This window comes from Achromobacter sp. NPDC008082 (assembly GCF_042957345.1).
GTDB lineage: Bacteria > Pseudomonadota > Gammaproteobacteria > Burkholderiales > Burkholderiaceae_B > Achromobacter > Achromobacter kerstersii_A.
Genome location: NZ_JBIBIB010000004.1, coordinates 241,103 through 258,734, shown reverse-complemented (window position 1 = coordinate 258,734; position 17,632 = coordinate 241,103). Strand labels below are relative to the sequence as shown.

The window sequence follows — 17,632 nt, the reverse complement described above, 5'->3', positions numbered from 1 at the left end:
CATCTGCACGCGCCCCCTGTCCGCCCCTTGACGCCCGCCGTAAACCGTGTGGCATAAAATCAGCGGCAACCTCTTCACGACGCTCACCCATGCCCAAGCAGTTGTCCGATTTGTATGCCGAGCTGTGCGCGCGCGCGCAGGAACCCGCCCCCGATGGCGCGCACGCTTTATATATAGCGGGCCGCCGCTGCGGCTGGGCGACGCATGCCGCGTGCGATGCGCTGCGCGGCGCCCCCGGCATCGACTGCGACGACACCGCTTTGCATATCGGTGCGGCGCTTGCGCCCGGCGCGGCGCTCAATGCCGTGCTGGAACAGGCGGCCGAACTGTTGCGCCAAGCCAACTGCTTGCGCGGATGGCGCGACGAATTACTGGACGTGATGGATGGCGGCGAGCCGCTAGGCGTGATCGAACGCGCCGCGGTCCGTCCCTTGGGGCTGTTGACCAAGGCCGTGCACTTGAACGCCTGGACCCCCGACGGCCGCATCTGGGTCGCACGGCGCGCGCTCAGCAAGTCGACCGATCCCGGTATGTGGGACACGCTTGTCGGCGGCTTGGCCGGTAGCGGCGAAGACCTGGAGCTTGCGCTGGTGCGCGAATGCGGCGAAGAAGCGGGCCTGGACGCGCCGGATCTCGCGCAGCGCACGCCCTTGCGTACGATTCTGCGCATTCATCGCCGGCTGCCCGAGGGTTATCAGGTGGAAGACGTGCTGACCAGCACCTGCGTGCTGGCGGCGGACGCCCGGCCGGCCAACCGCGACGGCGAAGTCATGGAAATCGCGGTCGCGGACGTTTCGACGGTGGTGCGCCAGATCACCGATGGCGAGTTCACGCTCGAGGCGGCGCTGGTGCTGGTCGAAGACATCATGCAACGCCAGGCCGCCGGCCAGATCCGAACTTAGCGCGGGGCAACCCCCGGCTCGCCCAGCATGGCGGGCGCGTCGTCATCGCGCGGCGCGCGGGCGTCGGAGAGATCGTCGTGTGAAACCGGGGCTGCCGAAGCAGTGGGCGCCAAGGAAGCCGTTGGGGCAGCCGTGGCTGGCGAGGCAGTCGAAGCTGCCGTTGCTGCCGTTGCTGCCGAAGCAGTCGATGCAACGGGTGCAGGTGCCGGAACGCCGGACGACGCATGCGGCGCTGGCGTTTCCGCCCCCGCGGCCTCCGCCGCTTCCGCTGCCTGCGCGGGGCTCAGCGCCGAGGCGGGTGCGGGCGCTGGCGTGGCCGGTGTGGCCGACGCTTGCGAGAACTGCTTCCACACTTCAATGGCGCGCAGGCGCTGCTTGGCCACGACCTGAATCCGTTCGCGTAGGTGTTCGTCACGCGCCAGCAGGGCGTGGAAATCGCGTGAAGACAGCATCAGCAGCTTGCTGTAGCCCAGCGAGGTCACGTCGGGCGTCAGTTGCTGTTCGCCCAACAGTCCAAGTTCACCAAAGAACTCGCCACTGCCCAACTCAATCATCGTGTTGTCCGGCAGGTGCACGGCCACGGCGCCCGAGGCCACAAAGCACATCTCTTCGCCATGACGTCCCTGCGTCAACACGCGCTGGTCGGGCAGCGACAACCGCGGCTTGAGCAGCTTGCTGATCGCGCGCAACGAATCGGGCGACAGCCCTTCGAACAGCGGCACACGCTTGATCAGTTCGGCGGCGCTCATTTCAATGTCCAGCGGCGGGTGCTTGTCGATATGCGCCCAGCGGCTCTTTAACTGCGCCATCAGGTCGGCGTAGACCTCGCCGCTGATCAGGAATTGCTCAAGCATGTCGCGATAGCGAATGCGCTCCAGCTCGCGCGCCACGCGGCCCAGATAGCTTTCCTGCAACCACTGCGCGTAAGACGGATATTGCAGGTTCAGCGCCTGCATGGCGCTTTCGATCAGGTCCAGGCGGCGCTGATGCAACGCCACGATGCGCTGGGTGGCTTCTTCGCCCAGCAAGGGGGTGATCTGTTCGCGCGCAAAAACAATCAGCCGCTGCGCGACAGAGCGCTTGCTCATCAAATTGGCGAAGCGCTGGCCGAGCTCGCGCGCGAGCCACCCCTGAAACCCAAACAGATAATGCATGCGCAGCGCCAGACGGAAGGCCGTGGAATACCGCACGTCGGCCACAATGGCGCGCTCAAAGCCCGGCACGCCGCCCAGCCGGATGGCGTCCTCCAGCCGTTCGGCCCGCGCCAGCAAGGCTTCGGCCATGCGCCAGTCGACGATCTGCGCTTTCAAGATGTCGAAGAACATTTCCTCTTCGCGCTGCGCCACGATGGCAAGACCCACGGCCACACGCTGCTCGTCGGTCATCTGGCTAACCTGGCCGTCGTGCACGCTAGTCAGGCTGGCGTCGAACACGGCGCGGATACGGTCGCGGACCTCGGTGCCGATGTGTTCGGTCTTGGCCACTTCATCCGTCTTGCCTTGCAGGTCTTCCAACGCCACGGCCAGCGCCTGATTGCGTATCGTGCGCTCCACGGACGACAACTGATTCAAACCCAGCATGCGGATCAAGGGCCGCAGGCTGATGCCGTTGATGAACAGCGTCAGCAGCACATAACTGGTGGTGGCCACGGCGATGAACTGGCGCGCCTCTTCGGCCACGCCGGTCTGCTCGGTAACCGCCAGCGCCAGCGCCAGCGACACAGCGCCCCGCAGGCCTCCCCACAACATCACCACCTTGTAGGGGTTGCTGACCTTGGTGCCCAGCCGCGTCAAACCCAGCAACGGCAACAGGCCGAAGACCACGATGGCGCGTGCGACCAGCGTCGCGACGAACACCACGGCCACCAGCACCAGTTCCTGCCAATCGGCTGCGGCCATCAGCTTGGGGATCAGCATGGCCGCGAACAGGAAAATCAGCGAATTGGCCCAGAAGCCAAACTGCTCCCACGCGCTGGACAGGTATTCGAAGGTGGTGGGCGACATGCGCGTGCGGCCGGTGGACCCCACGACCAAACCGGCGATCACCGTGGCGACCACGCCCGACACGTTCAGATAATGCTCCGAGATGAAGAACGACAGATACGCCAGCGTCAGCGTCAGCGTGATCTCGGCCGTGGGAAAGCCGCGCAGCCACGCGAACAGAAAGCAGGCCAGACGCCCCATCGCAAAACCGGCGATGCCGCCCCCGATGAAGTGCACGATGAAGTCGTTGAAGATGCCGCTGACGGTCAGTTCGCCATGGCCGCTCAGCACGGCCAGCAGCACCGAATACAAGGCGATGGAGGCCGCGTCGTTGAACAGGCTTTCGCCTTCGACCAGCGTCGTCAGCCGTTTGGGCGCGCCCACCTCGCGGAAGATGCCTACCACCGCCACCGGGTCGGTCGTGGCGACGATGGCGCCCAAAAGCAGGCAGACCACCAGCCCATAGGGCGAGATCGCGTCCAGCGTCACGCCCACCACCACCGTGCACACCACCACCGCCACAATGGCCATCATCAGAATCGGGCCGATGTCATCCATCAGGCGGCGCACGTTCATCGACAGCGCGGTCTCGAACAGCAGCACCGGCAAGAACACCATCAAGAACGTTTCGGACGAAATCTCGAAGCGTTCCAGGGAATCCAGGAAGTCACCAATCCAGCTAGGGGCCCAGCCGTGCACGTGAACAATGATGCCCAGCAGACAGCCGACGATAGCCAGCAGCACCGAGTACGGCAGCTTGAGGCGGCCGGCCAGCGGAGGCATGAAGCAGACCAGTGTGAGCAGTCCGGCCAGGCCGAATACGAGAAAACCTACATCCATGGGTAGCGCCGCGTCCCGATCATTTGAGCAGTTAAGAATTTTCCCAAGAATAGCGGCTTTTTTCCTAGGCTCCGGCATGGATGCGTTAGAGAATGCACGTTTCGTTACCCCAAGCCGGGCGCAAGATACGCGCCGTGCGATGTTTTTTGGGTAATGTGCAATCGTGCAAACTTTGCAGGAGCGGCACTTGCCCCGCGTCCATTCCCTGGCCCGGCGTCACGACGCCCCCGCCATGCTCGTCCAGTTGACTGACAGCCATTTGTTCGGCGAACCCGACGTCGCGATGCTGGGCGTCAATACCGATGCGAGCCTGCGCGCGGTGCTGCGCCAGATCGAGGCCGACGGCAAGCATCCCGACCTGCTGCTGGCCACCGGCGACTTGTCCCAAGATGGCGAAGCCGCGGCGTATCGCCGCTTTGCCGCCATTCTTGGCGAGGCCGGTTCGTTGGCCGGCGCGCAGATCCGCTGCCTGCCGGGCAACCACGACATGCCGGCGGTGATGCGCCAGGAATTGCCGCAGTGGTCAACGCCCGTGACTGACGTAGGCGCATGGCGCGTGGTCACGTTGGACACCACCGTGCCCGGCTCCAACGCGGGCCATTTGCCCGACAGCCAGCTCGATATGCTGGAAGCGGCGCTGCAAGACGCGCCCGGCCGCCACACCCTGGTGGCGATGCACCACAACCCCATGCAGATCGACAGCCATTGGCATGACTCGATGATGATCGACAACCCGCAGGCGCTCTTCAAACGCCTGACGCGCTGGCCGCAGGTGCGGGTGCTGTTGTGGGGGCATGTGCATCACGAATTCGACCGCCGCCGCCATAACCTGCGGATGCTGGCCACGCCTTCCACCTGCTTTCAGTTCAGCATTCGCGACGGCAAACACGTGGTCGACAACATGGCGCCCGGCTATCGCTGGATCAAGCTCTATCAGGATGGGTCGATGGCCACGGGCGTGCGTCGCGTGCAGGACGCGCTGTGGCATACGGCGCTGGCGCCAGACAACGCGCAAGCCGCATAAAAAACGGGGCACCAGATATATGACATATATGTGGTGCCCCGCAAGCATCCGTCTCATAGGGGAGGGGAAAGAGGAGAAGCCGAGACGGATGACAAGACTGCTAACCGAAGTTCGCGGTCTACAGGAAGTTAGTCGGGCCGATCCCCATTAAGTTTCTGCAATCCGCAGAAATTTGAGCCTGAATTTGTATCAATTTATTGTTGATCCATCGGGGCTGCAAATCGATGCACAACGCCGCAACCCCGGTGCGCAGCCAACACGACAAAAGAAAAGGGCCGCTTGCGAGCGGCCCTTCTTGCGTACCTCGTGCAGGTTCTACCCCGGCGGATTACGCCGCCAGATTGCCGCGCATTTTCTTCAGCGCGGCGGCTTCGATCTGGCGGATGCGTTCAGCAGACACGCCGAACTCTTGCGCCAATTCGTGCAGCGTGGCGCCGCCATCGTCTTGCAGCCAGCGCGCTTCAACGATGCGGCGCGAACGGGCGTCCAGCGCATCCAGCGCGCCGGTCAAGCCCGTGCTTTGCAACTGATCGCGCGCGGCGCGTTCCAGCACGCGGGTCGGTTCCTGGCGGCCGTCGTCGGACAGGTAGGCGATGGGCGCATAGCTGTCGTCATCGTCGTCCTGATTTTCCAGCGACATGTCGCGGCCGGACAGGCGCACTTCCATTTCGCTGACATCTTCGCGGCGCACGTTCAGTTCGCGCGCGATGTGATCGACCTGTTCAGGGTCCAGCGTCTGGCCGTCGGGGCGCATGCTGCGCAGATTGAAGAACAGCTTGCGCTGGGCCTTGGTGGTGGCCACCTTGACCAAACGCCAGTTGCGGATGATGTATTCGTGGATTTCAGCCTTGATCCAGTGCACGGCGAACGACACCAGGCGCACGCCGCGCTCGGGGTCGAAACGCTTCACGGCCTTCATCAGGCCGACGTTGCCTTCTTGGATCAGGTCAGCGTGGGGCAAACCGTAGCCCAGGTACTGGCGGGCAACGGACACCACCAGACGCAGGTGGGACAGAATCAGTTCACGCGCAGCGCCCAGGTCTTCCTGGTCACGCAGGCGGCGGCCCAGCTCGGTTTCGCGTTCGGCGGACAGCACCGGCAGCCGGTTGACCGAAGAGATATACGCGTCGATCGTGCCAAGTGCGCCCGGATTGGCAATGGCCAACGCCAGAGCGTTGCCGGAAGCGGCCAACGAGGTACTGGGTTGTTTCATAGCGGGGGTCTCCGGAAAGCAAGGGGATAACGACATGGATTCGATGTTAGCACTCTAGTAAAGGGAGTGCTAATACGACTATTGCGGTGCGTCAAAGTTTCCATTCCATGACGCGTCCCCATATATTTTTACCAGCCCAGACGCTTTAACCCTTCTGCCGTAGCGTCGCCGTCCGGACGGATGAACAAGGCGCCGCGGGGGTCCATAAACACCTGGTACTTGGCGCCATCAAACATGGGCATGTAGGCGCCGCTGCCAAATTGGACATCGACAAAGGGGAACCAGTTCGGAAAACTTTTCTTCAGCGACCCCAAGTCGGGCGCGGGCCAGTCGTCCAAGGCGTGGACCGAGCGCGTGGCCGAGGCTTCGCGCGCCGCATCGCTGTAGCGGCCCGACAAGCGCTCCAGCCGATACAAGGGCGGCACGCCCGCCATCAGCGCGGGCAGCTTCCAACGCACAACACGCGCGTCGATCTGCCATTGGTCGCCGTACAGCACATATTGTTTAGGGCCGATGCCGGGGGCCGTGGTCGTAAGCTGGAACTGGCCTTCCGCCTGCTGGGCGATTTCAACGCGAGCCACGGACTCATCGGTGGTCAGGCGGTAAAACTGCACCAGCGACAACGCCAGCAAGCCGGACACGCAGCCCAGCAGCACCAGCATCAAGCCGAACAGGCGGCGCATCGGCCGGAACTGGAACATCTTGCGGCCACGCTCGTCGCGCGGGCCGCCGCGGCCCAGCAGCATGACGATGCCCGGCAGGAAGACGACGACGGCGCCCAGAAGAATCCAGACAAAGGGAGCGATACCGTTGATCAAATCAGGCGTTCCTATTCAGAGCGCCGCGGGTTTCAGCCCGTCGCGCCCAGGGCGCCGCGAGCCTGCCGCGGCAGGCTACCCAGTATAGAAGGGTGTCTTCAGCCCGCCGGTTTTCCAAGCCGTTCGACGTGAAACCGGATGTGATCCTCGATGAACGTCGAGATGAAGTAATAGCCATGGTCGTAGCCGGGCTGGCGGCGCAGCGTCAAGGGCTGATCGGCGGCGGCGCAGGCGGCTTCGAATACCTCGGGATACAACTGTTCAGCCAGGAATTGGTCGGATTCGCCCTGGTCGATGAGGATGCCGCCTGGGAAAGGGCGCTTCAGGCTACGCATCAACGCCGACGCGTCGTAAGCCGCCCACTCGGCGGGGTTGTCGCCCAGGTAGGCGCCGAAAGCCTTCTTGCCCCACGGGCACTGGCTGGGCGCGGCGATGGGCGCAAACGCGGAAACCGAACGGAACTTCGCGGGGTTGCGCAGCGCCAGCACCAATGCGCCGTGACCGCCCATGGAGTGCCCGAAGATGCCGGTGCGGGACGCGTCGCCGGGCAGGGTGCCGCCCGTGACGATGCCGTGCAGTTCATCGGTGACGTAGCTGTACATGCGGTAGTGGTCGCGCCAGGCCGGCGTGGTGGCGTCCACATAGAAGCCGGCGCCCGTGCCGAGATCCCAGCTTTCTTCTTCGCCCGGCACATTCGCGCCACGCGGGCTGGTGTCAGGCGCGACCAGCATCACGCCAAGTTCAGCAGCCAGGCGCTGGGCGCCCGCCTTGATCATGAAGGTTTCTTCGGTGCAGGTCAGGCCCGCCAGATAGAACAGCACAGGCACGGGGCCGTTGTCGGCCTGCGGCGGCACGTAAACCGAAAATCGCATGGGCAGGCCGATCTGGGCGGACTCATGGCGGTAGTAGCGCTGCGTACCGCCAAAGCAGCGATGCTGGGAAATGAGCTCCAAGGCCGTGGGCATGGATTTTCTCCGGTCAGGGGGGTGAAAAAAACGTCGACGGGTTAGGGTATATCCACGGTACGACGTTCCGTCGCCGAATGTTAACCTGCACTCGAAAGCGGCCGAATGACAAAAAAAATGGATTCCGTGCCCAATTTGTGATCACGGGACTTGACCAGCGCCTACCGTGGCACTATTTATATACCGTGAGCGAAGACAACCCGTTCTTCCAGATACGCAAGCCCTGACACTATGGCCCGACTGCCCCGTCTGTACGCCCCCGGGCTGCCCCAACTGGTGCAGGCCAACTTCATTTCGCCGCTGGCCGCGCCGTCGCAACCAGCGCCCGCCGACATCCTGAACCAACTGGCCACGTGGCTGGGCGAATCCGCTCAACGCCATCGCGTGTCGGTTCACGGCTGGCTGCTTGCCAATGACCGCATCTTGCTGCTGGCGACGCCCGCTGACGAAGAAGGCCTGCCCCGGCTGATGCAAACGTTGGGCCGCAACCTGGCGGCGCGCTTGCGTGGCGGCCGGGTGTTCGCGGGGCGTTACCGCTCTGCGCTGCTGGAGCCGGGCGCTTGGGTATTGCCGGCGCTGGTCTGGCTGGAAACGTACCCGGTACGCAGCGGCGCTTCACAAGACCCTGATTCCTGGCCCTGGTCGTCCGCGGCCAGCCACACCGGCAACACGACGGCAGCGCCCGCCCAGTGGCAATCCGATCACGCGGATTACTGGGCTTGCGGCAACACGCCATTCGACCGCCAAGCCAATTACCGCAAACGCCTGCACGACGGCCTGTCGCGCGAAGAATCGCAGCGCATTGACCAAGCCGTGTCGGGTCAATGGGCATTGGGCGGCGCGAGCTTCATCGCCAGCCTGGCCCATACCGCCAGCCGGCGCGTGGCCCCCGGCCAGCGCGGCCGTCCCCGCAAGAAACCGGCCGCCCCTGCGTCCACTGACGCGGAAGCCTCCCCGGCTGCGCCGACGAGCTCAACGCCCACGACGTCATCCTGATACCCGAACCCGCCTTCCCGGCGGGTTTTTCGCAGCATTTGCCGGCAGGCTTGATCCGCCGGCGGTGAGACCCTTCATTTGGAAGCGGTCCGAGCATTGCGCCTGAGGACATGAGCACCTGCGCGCCTGAGCACATGGGCACCTGCGCGCCTATGCGCCTGTGCACCTGTGCGGCTGTGTGCCTCTGCACCTGAGCACATGAGCGCCTGGGCGCCTGGGCGCCTGGGCGCCTGAGCGCCCCAGATTCCAGCGAAGCTGTGCAGTTTTCGCCACAGGCGAGGTTGATATTCCGCAGCAAATTACCGCTTTATTTTGGGGACAGATGAAGCCATAAATAGGGATTTCACTACACTTTGGCGGTAACGGCTCAAAGCTCCTCGTTGCCAAGCCAATAATGGCGCGGCCATTGTTATGTCCCTATATTTATGCCCTATGATGGAGCATTAATATAAATAGGGTCACACCCCTATTATTTCAGTTGCACCCTACTTGCGGCGGGGGTATTGTCCGTCTCCTGCACTGCAACATTACGACGCAGGCTCACTGCGGAGCGCGCCATGCCCCAAATTACCCCGATCGAATCCTGTCCCACCCCCAAGGCGACCCCTATCGATGCCAGCCGCATCGGTCTGCCTGCGGCTCAAGGGCTCTACCACCCCAAGAACGAACATGACGCCTGCGGCGTTGGTTTTGTTGCGCATATCAAGGGCAAGAAAAGCCACGCGATCATCCAGCAGGGTCTGAAGATCCTGGAAAATCTGGACCACCGCGGTGCCGTGGGTGCGGACAAGCTGATGGGCGACGGCGCGGGCATCCTGATTCAGATTCCGGACACGCTCTACCGCGACGAGCTCAGCCAGCAAGGCATCATCCTGCCGCCCCCGGGCGAGTACGGCGTGGCCATGGTGTTCCTGCCCAAGGAAACCGCCTCGCGCCTGGCCTGTGAGCAAGAGCTGGAACGCTCGGTGCGCGCGGAAGGCCAAGTGGTGCTGGGCTGGCGCAATGTGCCGGTGGACGTCGACATGCCCATGTCGCCCACCGTGCGCGACTGCGAGCCCGTCATCCGCCAGCTGTTCATCGGCCGCGGCGCTGACGTGATGGTGCCGGACGCGCTGGAACGCAAGCTGTACGTGATCCGCAAGACCGCCAGCCACGCCATCCAGAACATGCATCTGGCCCACGGCAAGGAATACTTCGTGCCCTCGGCATCGGTGCGCACCGTGGTCTATAAGGGCCTGCTGCTGGCCGACCAGGTTGGCCGCTACTACCGCGACCTGGCCGACACCCGCACGGTGTCCGCCCTGGCGCTGGTGCACCAGCGCTTCTCGACCAACACGTTCCCCGCCTGGCCGCTGGCCCACCCGTACCGCATGATTGCCCACAACGGCGAAATCAATACGGTCAAGGGCAACTTCAACTGGCTGCGCGCCCGCGAAGGCATGATGCAGTCGGCCGTGCTGGGCGACGACCTGAAGAAGCTGTACCCCATCGTCTATGAAGGCCAGTCGGACACCGCCACGTTCGACAACTGCCTGGAACTGCTGGTGAATTCGGGCTACTCGCTGGCCCACGCCATGATGATGATGATCCCGGAAGCCTGGGAACAGCACACGCAGATGGACGAGTCCCGCCGCGCGTTCTACGAATACCACGCCGCCATGATGGAGCCGTGGGACGGCCCCGCCGCGGTCGCCTTCACCGATGGCCGCCAGATCGGCGCCACGCTGGACCGTAACGGCCTGCGCCCCGCCCGCTACCTGGTCACCGATGACGATATGGTCATCCTGGCGTCCGAAGCTGGCACGCTGTCGATTCCCGAAAACCGCATCGTCAAGAAGTGGCGCTTGCAGCCGGGCAAGATGTTCCTGATCGACCTGGAACAAGGCCGCATCATCGACGACGCCGAGATCAAGCTGCAACTGGCCAACAGCCGCCCGTACCGCCAGTGGATCGAACGCCTGCAGATCAAGCTGGAATCGCTGCCCGCGCCGCGCCAGGTGGCCGTCGCCACGCAATCGGCCGTGTCGCTGCTGGACCGCCAGCAAGCCTTCGGCTGGACCCAGGAAGACTACAAGTTCATCCTGGAACCCATGGCGTCCACCGGCGAAGAAGTGATCGGCTCGATGGGCAACGACGCCCCGCTGGCCGTGCTGTCTGACCGCGCCAAGCCGTTCTACAACTACTTCCGCCAACTGTTTGCGCAGGTCACGAACCCGCCCATCGACCCCATCCGCGAACAGCTGGTGATGTCGCTGGTGTCGTTCATCGGCCCCAAGCCCAACCTGCTGGACATCAATAACGTCAACCCGCCGCTGCGTCTGGAAGTGTCCCAGCCGGTGCTGGACTTCGCCGCCATGGCGCAGATCCGCGACATCGAGCAAGTCACGGGCAAGAAATTCCGCAGCTTCGAACTCGACATCACGTACCCCGCCGCCTGGGGCCCCGAGGGCATTGAAGCCCGCGTGGCCGCGCTGTGCGCGCGCGCCGTCGATGCCGTGCAAAGCGGCTACAACATCCTGATCGTGTCGGACCGCCTGGTCGACAGCGAGCGCGTGGCCATCCCCGCGCTGCTGGCCACCTCGGCCGTGCACCAGCACTTGATCCGCGCCGGCCTGCGCACCAACACCGGCCTGGTCGTTGAAACCGGTTCGGCCCGTGAAGTGCACCACTTCGCGCTGCTGGGCGGCTACGGCGCCGAAGCCATTCACCCCTACCTGGCGCTGGAATCGCTGGGCAAGATGAATGACCCCGAAAAGGCCGTGAAGAACTTCATCAAGGCGATCGGCAAGGGCTTGAACAAGGTCATGTCCAAGATGGGCATTTCGACCTACATGTCCTACACCGGCGCGCAGATCTTCGAAGCCGTGGGCCTGCAAAGCAGCCTGGTGAACAAGTACTTCACGGGCACCTCGTCCAACATCGAAGGCATCGGCATTTTCCAAGTGGCCGAAGAAGCGCTGCGCCAGCATCGCGCCGCCTTCAGCACCGACCCGGTGCTGGCCAACGACCTGGACGCAGGCGGCGAATACGCCTACCGCGTGCGCGGCGAAGAGCACATGTGGACGCCGGATTCCATCGCCAAGTTGCAGCACGCCTCGCGCGCCAACAACTACCGCACGTACAAGGAATACGCGCAGATCATCAACGACCAAAGCCGTCGCCACATGACCCTGCGCGGCCTGTTCGAATTCCGCTTCGAGCCGTCGCGCGCCATCCCGCTGGATGACGTGGAGCCGGCCAAGGACATCGTCAAGCGCTTCGCCACGGGCGCCATGTCGCTGGGTTCGATTTCGACCGAAGCGCACTCGGTGCTGGCCGTTGCCATGAACCGCATCGGCGGCAAGTCGAACACGGGCGAAGGCGGCGAAGACGAACTGCGCTACCGCGCCGAAATGCGCGAAGGCAAGAGCACCATCAAGGACGGCGACACGCTGGCCTCGCTGCTGGGTTCGGACCGCATTGAAGCCGACGTCGTGCTGAAGAAGGGCGATTCGCTGCGCTCGAAGATCAAGCAGGTGGCGTCGGGCCGGTTTGGCGTGACGGCCGAATACCTGTCGTCGGCCGACCAGATCCAGATCAAGATGGCGCAGGGCGCCAAGCCCGGCGAAGGCGGCCAGCTGCCCGGCCACAAGGTGTCGGAATACATCGCCAAGCTGCGTTACTCGGTGCCGGGCGTGGGCCTGATTTCGCCCCCGCCGCACCACGACATCTATTCCATCGAAGACCTGGCTCAGCTGATCCACGATCTGAAGAACGTGAATTCCAAGGCCTCGGTGTCGGTCAAGCTCGTGTCCGAAGTGGGCGTGGGCACGGTGGCGGCCGGTGTGGCCAAAGCCAAGGCCGACCACGTCGTGATCGCCGGCCATGACGGCGGCACGGGCGCATCCCCGGTGTCGTCCATCAAGCACGTGGGCACGCCTTGGGAACTGGGCCTGGCCGAAACGCAACAGACGCTGGTCTTGAACCGCCTGCGCAGCCGCATCCGCGTGCAGGCCGACGGCCAGATGAAGACCGGCCGCGACGTCGTCATCGGCGCGCTGCTGGGCGCGGATGAATTCGGTTTCGCGACGGCGCCGCTCGTCGTTGAAGGCTGCATCATGATGCGCAAGTGCCACCTGAACACCTGCCCGGTGGGCGTGGCCACGCAAGACCCGGTCCTGCGCAAGAAATTCCAGGGCAAGCCGGAACACGTCGTGAACTTCTTCTTCTTCATTGCCGAAGAAGTCCGCGAAATCATGGCGCAGCTGGGCATCCGCAAGTTTGACGACCTGATCGGCCGCGCCGATCTGCTGGACATGCGTTCGGGCGTTGAGCACTGGAAGGCGCAAGGGCTGGACTTCGCCCGCGTGTTCCATCAAACGCAATCGGACGCCGACGTGCGTCAGACCGAAGAGCAGGATCACGGCCTGGCCGGCGCGCTGGATCACCAGTTGATCGACCGCAGCCGCCCCGCGCTGGAACGTGGCGAAAAGGTGTCGTTCATTGTGCCGGTGCGCAACCGCAACCGCACGATCGGCGCCATGCTGTCGGGCGCCGTGGCCTCGCGCTACGGCCATGACGGCTTGCCGGACGACACCATCCACATCCAATGCAACGGCACCGCCGGCCAAAGCTTCGGCGCGTTCCTGGCGCATGGCATCACGATGGACCTGGTGGGCGAAGGCAACGACTACGTCGGCAAGGGTTTGTCCGGCGGCCGCATCATCGTGCGCTCGCCCAACGACTTCCGCGGCTTCGGCCCCGACCACATCATTGCCGGCAACACCGTGCTGTATGGCGCGCTCGCAGGCGAAGCGTTCTTCAACGGCGTGGCCGGCGAACGTTTCGCGGTGCGTAACTCGGGCGCGGCGACGGTCGTCGAAGGCACGGGCGACCACGGCTGCGAATACATGACGGGCGGCACGGTCGTGGTGCTGGGCGCCACGGGCCGCAACTTTGCAGCCGGCATGTCGGGCGGCGTGGCCTATGTGTGGGACCCGGAGCGCACGCTCAAGCACCGCGTCAACCTGTCGATGGTTGAACTGGAAGGCGTGGCGCCGCATGCAGAGCAGCAAGCGCTGAACAATATCGACATCTGGCACAGCGCGCAGCGCGGTGGCGAACGCGAGACGGATGAAACCATCCTGCGCCGCCTGGTGGAAGACCACTTCCGCTACACCGGCAGCTACCGCGCCCGCGAGATCCTGGGCGACTGGGAAGCCTCGCGCGGCAAATTCGTAAAGGTCATGCCGACGGACTACCGTCGCGCATTGGGTGAAATGTGGCGTGCAGCCAACCAGCAACAACTGGCTGCGTGAGGGATACCATGGGAAAGATTACCGGCTTTATGGAATTTCAGCGTCTGCAGGAGGCCTCCGAGGCCCCGCAGAAGCGGCTGAAGAACTGGCGCGAATTCGTGCTGCACCTGACAGATGACCAGGCCAAGCAGCAAGCTGCGCGCTGCATGGACTGCGGCATCCCGTTCTGCAATAACGGCTGCCCGGTCAACAACATCATCCCCGACTGGAATGACCTGGTTTACAAGCAGGACTGGCGCCGCGCGCTGGACGTGCTGCACTCCACGAACAACTTCCCGGAGTTCACGGGCCGCATCTGCCCGGCGCCGTGTGAAGCCGCCTGTACCTTGAACATCAACAGCGACGCCGTGGGCATCAAGTCCATTGAGCACGCCATCATCGACAAGGGTTGGGCCGAAGGCTGGGTCGCCCCGCTGGTGCCGGCGCGCAAGACGGGCAAGAAGGTGGCGGTGGTGGGCTCCGGCCCCGCCGGCATGGCGTGCGCGCAGCAGCTGGCGCGCGCGGGCCACTCCGTGACGCTGTTCGAAAAGAGCGACCGCATCGGTGGCCTGCTGCGTTATGGCATCCCCGACTTCAAGCTGGAAAAGCACCAGATCGACCGCCGCATCTCGCAGATGGAAGCCGAAGGCGTGGAGTTTGCGCCGTCTACGTACATCGGCAACCCGAAAGACCCCGTGGCCGATGGCCTGACGGTGCGCACGCCGGAATCGCTGAAGGCGGAATTCGACGCGGTCGTCATGACCGGCGGTTCGGAAACCCCGCGCGACCTGCCGGTGCCGGGCCGTGAATTGTCGGGCGTGTACTTCGCCATGGACTTCCTGCGCCAGCAGAACAAGGCCGTCGCAGGCGACCGCCTGACCAACCAGACGCTGGCCAAGGGCAAGCACGTGGTCGTGATCGGCGGCGGCGATACGGGTTCCGACTGCGTGGGCACGAGCAACCGCCACGGCGCGGCCTCGGTCACGCAATTCGAACTGATGCCGCAGCCGCCCGAGTCCGAAAACAAGACCATGACGTGGCCGTACTGGCCGCTGAAGATGCGCACGTCGTCTTCGCACGAAGAGGGCTGCGACCGCGACTGGTCCGTGACCACCAAGCTGCTCAAGGGCAGCAATGGCAAGGTCGAAAAGCTGGTCGGCGCGCGCGTCGAGTGGTTCAAGGACGAAGCCACCGGCCAGATGAAGATGCGCGAAGTCGAAGGCTCGGAGTTCGAGATCAAGGCCGACCTGGTGCTGCTGGCCATGGGCTTTGTGTCGCCGGTGCAGACCGTGCTGGAAGCCTTTGGCGTGGATCGCGACGCGCGCGGCAACGTGCGCGCCAACACCGACGACTACCGCACCAACGTCGAGAAGGTGTTCGCCGCGGGCGACATGCGCCGTGGCCAGTCGCTGGTGGTCTGGGCCATCCGCGAAGGCCGCCAATGCGCGCGTTCGGTGGACGCTTACCTGATGGGCAGCAGCGAATTGCCGCGCTGATCTTCAGTTCTGACGCACCCCATTCGCCGCCTTCGCGCCCCCTGCGCCAAGGCGGCGAATGCTTTTCAGGCAGCCGACATTTTCGTTTCCGTAAGATGTGGGGCCGTACAACGCCCCCGCGGAAACTCCTGCGGAATCCCCTGCGGAAACCCCTGCGGAATTCCCCTGCGTGCACGCACGTGGGAACCCTGCGCCATCGCGCGCTTTCCTGGCCCACATGTCCCACGACACACTCGCTGCTCCGCCCACGCTGCCGCAGATTTTTCTGGCGTTCACCAAAGTCGGCCTGACCAGTTTTGGCGGCGGCCTGAGCGGCTGGATGATGCGTGAGTTCGTGCAGCAGCGGCGGTGGATGTCGGAGTCCGATTTCCTGTCGGGGCTGGCGCTGGCGCAATCCTTTCCCGGCGTGAATGTGGTGAACCTGGCGATCTGGATCGGGTTCCGCTTGCGCGGCGGGCCGGGCGCATTGCTGGGCGGGCTGGGCATCACGGTGCCGCCGATGCTGGTGGCGATTGCGCTGGCGGCGCTATTTGCCAGCATGGCGCAGTCGCACGGGCTGCATGTGGCGATGGCCGGCGTGGCGGCGGCGGCGGTGGGCGTGTCGCTGCAAACAGGTCTGCGCGCGGCGCGCCGTGCGCTGATCGGCTGGGTGCCCGCGGCGATCATGGGCGCGACTTTCACCGCCATCTTTCTGCTGCGCCTGCCGCTGCTGTGGGTGGTGGGTGCGATGGCGCCGTTGTCGATCTTCATCGCCTACACGCGCATCCGCCGCCAGGAGCCGCGCGAATGAATCTGGCGACGCTGCATGATCTGTTTTCGGTGTTCACGCCGCTGTCGTTTTTGACGGTGGGCGGCGGCCAAAGCATCCTGCCCGACATCCATCGCCAGGCGGTCGACAGCTATGGTTGGATCAACGACGCGCAGTTCCTGGATTACTTCGCGCTGTCGCGCATCACGCCCGGCCCGGCATCATTGCTGGTGACGCTGATCGGCTGGCATGTGGGCGGCTGGGCGGGCGCGGTTGCCGCGTCGATCGCCATCTTCTTGCCGTGTTCGCTGTTGATCTATGCGCTGGCGCGCGTGTGGGCGCGCTACCGGCGCACGACGTGCATTCGCGCAATTGAAGCGGGCTTGGTGCCGGTGGCGGCGGGCATGATCCTGGCGTCGTCTTGCACGATCTTGCGCGCGGCAGAAGGCGGCGCGTGGGCCTGGGCCGTGGCGGCGTTATCGACCGCAGCGCTTGTGTACACGCGGGTCAGTCCGTTCATCATGTTGGGGCTGGGCGCGGGGATATTTTTTGTGGCGCTGGGGTAGGACTGGTCTGATTCCTGTTGCCGAGCCGCCACGGCGCGTTCCGCATCTTTTCACGGTTTGACACATATCAATCGGGCCCAGCGCCCGCTCTGAGAACCTGTCGTCTCACCCTCATGGAAAGATCGGAGAAGAAAAATGTTTTCGCTGAATGGGCGTATCCGCGCCACCGCCATCGCCGGCCTGATCGCAGCTGGCGCACTCGCCGCTCCCGCGCATGCCCATGAGGCCGGCGACGTGTTGTTCCGAGTCGGCGCGACGCAGGTTCGCCCCGCCTCCAACAACGGCACCGTGCTCGACGGCAGCGTCAAGCTGGATGCCAACAACAACGTGCGCCCGAGCTTCACGCTGGGCTACATGGTGACGCGCAACATCGGTATCGAACTGCTGGGCGCATGGCCGTTCCAGCACGACGTCAGCGGCAGCGGCCTGGGCAAGATCGGCTCCAGCAAGCAATTGCCGCCCACGCTCAGCCTGCAATGGCACATCCTGCCCGACAGCATGATCCAGCCGTACATCGGCGTCGGCATCAACTACACGCACTTCTTCGACACCAAGGCCGAAGGCGCGCTGAAGGGTTCCGACCTGAAGATGGGCGACTCGTGGGGCGTAGCCGCGCAACTCGGCGCGGACTTCAAGATCAATGAACGCTGGTTCATGAACGCCGACATCCGCTACATCGACATCAAGTCGAAGGTGAAGCTGAACGGCGAGCACATCGGCACCGCGCGCATCGACCCGTGGGTGGCGACGCTGGGCGTCGGCTATCGCTTCTAACGTCGGCTATCGCTTCTATCGATTACGGTTGC

At 64.2% G+C, this 17,632-nt stretch carries 12 protein-coding genes; 8 read left to right on the top strand and 4 right to left on the bottom strand.

Annotated features, from left to right (window positions below):
* The first annotated feature begins 89 nt into the window (after positions 1-89).
* On the top strand, positions 90-902 hold the full coding sequence (locus ACFZAI_RS17430; protein ID WP_391568094.1) for an NUDIX domain-containing protein: 813 nt from the start codon (positions 90-92) through the stop codon (positions 900-902).
* Here ACFZAI_RS17430 and ACFZAI_RS17425 read toward each other — a convergent pair.
* A complete protein-coding gene (locus ACFZAI_RS17425; protein ID WP_391568093.1) occupies positions 899-3,724 on the bottom strand; it encodes a cation:proton antiporter in 2,826 nt (941 codons plus the stop codon). The two genes, ACFZAI_RS17430 and ACFZAI_RS17425, sit on opposite strands and share 4 nt — an antisense overlap.
* A 187-nt stretch (positions 3,725-3,911) precedes the next feature.
* Here ACFZAI_RS17425 and cpdA point away from each other — a divergent pair, with 187 nt between their 5' ends.
* The gene (gene cpdA, locus ACFZAI_RS17420) at positions 3,912-4,748 is read left to right on the top strand and encodes a 3',5'-cyclic-AMP phosphodiesterase (protein WP_391568091.1); all 837 of its coding nucleotides are present in this window, start codon (positions 3,912-3,914) and stop codon (positions 4,746-4,748) included.
* Positions 4,749-5,076: 328 nt separating this feature from the next.
* On the opposite strand, the gene rpoH is transcribed toward cpdA, so the two are convergent.
* From rpoH to fghA, 3 genes are all read right to left on the bottom strand, one after another.
* Complete coding sequence (rpoH, locus tag ACFZAI_RS17415) at positions 5,077-5,961, bottom strand: RNA polymerase sigma factor RpoH (RefSeq protein ID WP_054421064.1); 885 nt, start codon at positions 5,959-5,961, stop codon at positions 5,077-5,079.
* A 128-nt stretch (positions 5,962-6,089) separates the two neighbouring features.
* Entirely contained in the window at positions 6,090-6,779 is a 690-nt protein-coding gene (locus ACFZAI_RS17410; protein ID WP_391568090.1) for a hypothetical protein, read from the bottom strand.
* A 98-nt stretch (positions 6,780-6,877) separates the two neighbouring features.
* Entirely contained in the window at positions 6,878-7,744 is an 867-nt protein-coding gene (gene fghA / locus ACFZAI_RS17405; RefSeq protein ID WP_391568088.1) for an S-formylglutathione hydrolase, read from the bottom strand.
* Positions 7,745-7,975: 231 nt separating this feature from the next.
* Here fghA and ACFZAI_RS17400 point away from each other — a divergent pair, with 231 nt between their 5' ends.
* From ACFZAI_RS17400 to ACFZAI_RS17375, 6 genes are all read left to right on the top strand, one after another.
* Entirely contained in the window at positions 7,976-8,740 is a 765-nt protein-coding gene (locus ACFZAI_RS17400; RefSeq protein ID WP_391568087.1) for a hypothetical protein, read from the top strand.
* Positions 8,741-9,297: 557 nt separating this feature from the next.
* Entirely contained in the window at positions 9,298-14,037 is a 4,740-nt protein-coding gene (locus tag ACFZAI_RS17395) for a glutamate synthase-related protein (RefSeq protein ID WP_391568086.1), read from the top strand.
* Between the two features lie 8 nt (positions 14,038-14,045).
* Complete coding sequence (locus tag ACFZAI_RS17390; RefSeq protein WP_391568085.1) at positions 14,046-15,512, top strand: glutamate synthase subunit beta; 1,467 nt, start codon at positions 14,046-14,048, stop codon at positions 15,510-15,512.
* Between the two features lie 217 nt (positions 15,513-15,729).
* A complete protein-coding gene (locus ACFZAI_RS17385) occupies positions 15,730-16,302 on the top strand; it encodes a chromate transporter (protein ID WP_391568083.1) in 573 nt (190 codons plus the stop codon).
* Positions 16,299-16,826, top strand: coding sequence for a chromate transporter (locus ACFZAI_RS17380; protein WP_391568081.1), 528 nt, complete (start codon positions 16,299-16,301; stop codon positions 16,824-16,826). Before ACFZAI_RS17385 ends, ACFZAI_RS17380 begins: the two co-directional genes overlap by 4 nt.
* Before the next feature lie 135 nt (positions 16,827-16,961).
* Positions 16,962-17,600: an OmpW family protein gene (locus tag ACFZAI_RS17375; protein ID WP_391568080.1), complete on the top strand. Its 639-nt coding sequence runs from the start codon at positions 16,962-16,964 to the stop codon at positions 17,598-17,600.
* Positions 17,601-17,632 lie beyond the last annotated feature (32 nt).

Excerpts from the sequence above, each read along its gene's own strand:
- ACFZAI_RS17430 (WP_391568094.1), top strand. The coding sequence starts at position 90 with ATGCCCAAGCAGTTGTCCGATTTGTATGCCGAGCTGTGCGCGCGCGCG.
- ACFZAI_RS17425 (WP_391568093.1), bottom strand. The coding sequence starts at position 3,724 with ATGGATGTAGGTTTTCTCGTATTCGGCCTGGCCGGACTGCTCACACTG.
- rpoH (WP_054421064.1), bottom strand. The coding sequence starts at position 5,961 with ATGAAACAACCCAGTACCTCGTTGGCCGCTTCCGGCAACGCTCTGGCG.
- fghA (WP_391568088.1), bottom strand. The coding sequence starts at position 7,744 with ATGCCCACGGCCTTGGAGCTCATTTCCCAGCATCGCTGCTTTGGCGGT.
- ACFZAI_RS17400 (WP_391568087.1), top strand. The coding sequence starts at position 7,976 with ATGGCCCGACTGCCCCGTCTGTACGCCCCCGGGCTGCCCCAACTGGTG.
- ACFZAI_RS17395 (WP_391568086.1), top strand. The coding sequence starts at position 9,298 with ATGCCCCAAATTACCCCGATCGAATCCTGTCCCACCCCCAAGGCGACC.
- ACFZAI_RS17390 (WP_391568085.1), top strand. The coding sequence starts at position 14,046 with ATGGGAAAGATTACCGGCTTTATGGAATTTCAGCGTCTGCAGGAGGCC.
- ACFZAI_RS17385 (WP_391568083.1), top strand. The coding sequence starts at position 15,730 with ATGTCCCACGACACACTCGCTGCTCCGCCCACGCTGCCGCAGATTTTT.
- ACFZAI_RS17380 (WP_391568081.1), top strand. The coding sequence starts at position 16,299 with ATGAATCTGGCGACGCTGCATGATCTGTTTTCGGTGTTCACGCCGCTG.
- ACFZAI_RS17375 (WP_391568080.1), top strand. The coding sequence starts at position 16,962 with ATGTTTTCGCTGAATGGGCGTATCCGCGCCACCGCCATCGCCGGCCTG.